Below are 1,909 nucleotides of genomic sequence, written 5' to 3'. Positions count from 1 at the left end.
GTTCGTTAAAGCCGATGGCAAAACCCACATGATCACAAACAGGGCAACGATCAGGTAAAGCATGAACACACATGCTTTGACGTAGGGACTGCGCTTACGATCCTGTATCATTCATAAACCATATGTCGCGCCATGGCTGCTTTCCACCCCTTTCGGTCCTTTAGGGGCCGGGGGCCGCGCTCCATTCCCGCTTGTCCGTTTCCGCCCGCCCGCGAAGAAAGGCTGCCTGACCGCCCGCGCCCCTGTGTGGACGAGCCCGTTCGTGACCACGATAGCCGCAAGGGCCTGTGTCAGGCCGTCATAGTCGATTGGCTTTCCGACCAAGAATAATTGAGGCGAGGAAGTAGCTGCCAACAAAGACTCCTAGTGTAGCAAGGATGCGCCATGAGAGCCCGTAGCGAAAGCATTCAAGAGCTAAAATAAATGTGGACCCGGCGAGAGGGATGCCCATCTTCAAAATTTTCGACTTCTCGATGGCCATTCGATTAGCCCCATAGCGAAAGAACGAGGAACGCTAGCAATCCTTCGGTCCGCTACCCATCTGTGGACGCCCGCACGAACGCAAGCGGTATTCGGGAGAATAGGCACGTAGTCGGATGCTGCCATCTGTCCGGCCTCTGATGCAGCACCGGAGGCTGCGGGCCCGTATGGGAGTTCGCGGACTGGAACCACTTCACCCTAAGCGTGCATGTGGCACGGTGGTTAGCACTGGTTCTTCCAGCCCCGTCTCGCCGACTGTTGTGCCATACCCTCCTTCGACCGACTACGTCCTCCGACGACCCCTGGTCCGCTGTGGCTTACGCCGCAGTTGCGACCGGAACTCTGTAATCCTCTTCGCTCATGAGCAACGCCCAGATGATCCGCGCAGTCTTGTTGGCAAGCGCGACGGTCACCAACATGCGCGGCTTCCTGGCCAGCATCTGTTCGAGCCATGATCCTGCCGGAGCGCCTCGTTTGCTCGCCTGTAGCACGACAGCGCTGCTACCGATGATGAGTAGCCGCCTGAGTGTTCGCTCGCCCATCTTCGTGATCGAGCCCAGCTTCTGTTTGCCTCCCGTCGACAATTGCCGAGGTGCGAGACCGAGCCAGGCGGCAAAAGTCGCGCCCCTTTGCAAAGGTCTCGGCCGGCGGGGCCAGCGCCGCGATAGCGGTGGCCGTGATCGGGCCCACGCCAGGGATCGTCATGAGCTGTCGCGCGATCGCATCCTCGCGTGCTCGCCGTGCGATCTCTTTGTCGAGATCACCGATCCTGTCGTTCAGTTCCTCCAAAAGATCTAGCATCGTGCGAAACATCGCCTTGGCTGCCTCAGGAAGCGAAGAGCCAATCTCGTCTTCGAGCAGGTCACCAAGCATCGCAACGTGCGACGGCCCCTTTGGCGCCACCCAGCCATACTCAGTGAGGTGCCCTCGGATCGCATTGATCAGTTGCGTACGCTGACGCACCAGCAAATCGCGGGTCCGGAACACCAGCCCGGATGCCTGTTGCTCTTCGCTTTTGATCGCCACAAACCGCATGTTTGGCCGCTGTGCCGCCTCGCAGATCGCCTCGGCATCTATCGCATCATTTTTATGCCGCTTCACGAACGGCTTCACGTAAGTTGGCGCAATGAGCTTCACGTCATGCCCTAGCCCCGTGAGTTCGCGGCCCCAGTGATGCGCGCCTCCGCAAGCCTCGAGCGCCACCGTGCACCGCGGATGCTGGGCAAAGAATTCCAGCAGCTTGGTGCGGCTGATTTTGCGACTGAACAACGCTCGCCCACGCGCATCCGCACCATGCGCATGGAAAACATTCTTGGCGATATCCAAACCGATTGTGGTAACTTCCGACACGGACGCCTCCTCAAGTGGTGTTCAACACCTCCACTATGGCACATCGATGCCGTCGGGGGGCGTCCACCCCATCACCCAA

Annotated in this window: 1 protein-coding gene and 1 pseudogene; both read right to left on the bottom strand. The window is 59.3% G+C overall.

The annotated features are described in order from the left end of the window. Positions 1-298: 298 nt before the first annotated feature. Entirely contained in the window at positions 299-481 is a 183-nt protein-coding gene (locus tag LH128_RS33800; protein WP_156799939.1) for a hypothetical protein, read from the bottom strand. Between the two features lie 316 nt (positions 482-797). Next, positions 798-1,830: pseudogene (locus tag LH128_RS25620) on the bottom strand (IS110 family transposase). Positions 1,831-1,909 lie beyond the last annotated feature (79 nt).

It is taken from the genome of Sphingomonas sp. LH128, assembly GCF_000293195.2.
Taxonomy (GTDB): Bacteria; Pseudomonadota; Alphaproteobacteria; order Sphingomonadales; family Sphingomonadaceae; genus Novosphingobium; species Novosphingobium resinovorum_A.
This window is presented reverse-complemented; position numbering and strand designations above follow the sequence as displayed.

What these genes read in the sequence shown, in the direction of transcription:
- LH128_RS33800 (WP_156799939.1), bottom strand. Translation starts at nt 481, where the DNA reads ATGGCCATCGAGAAGTCGAAAATTTTGAAGATGGGCATCCCTCTCGCC.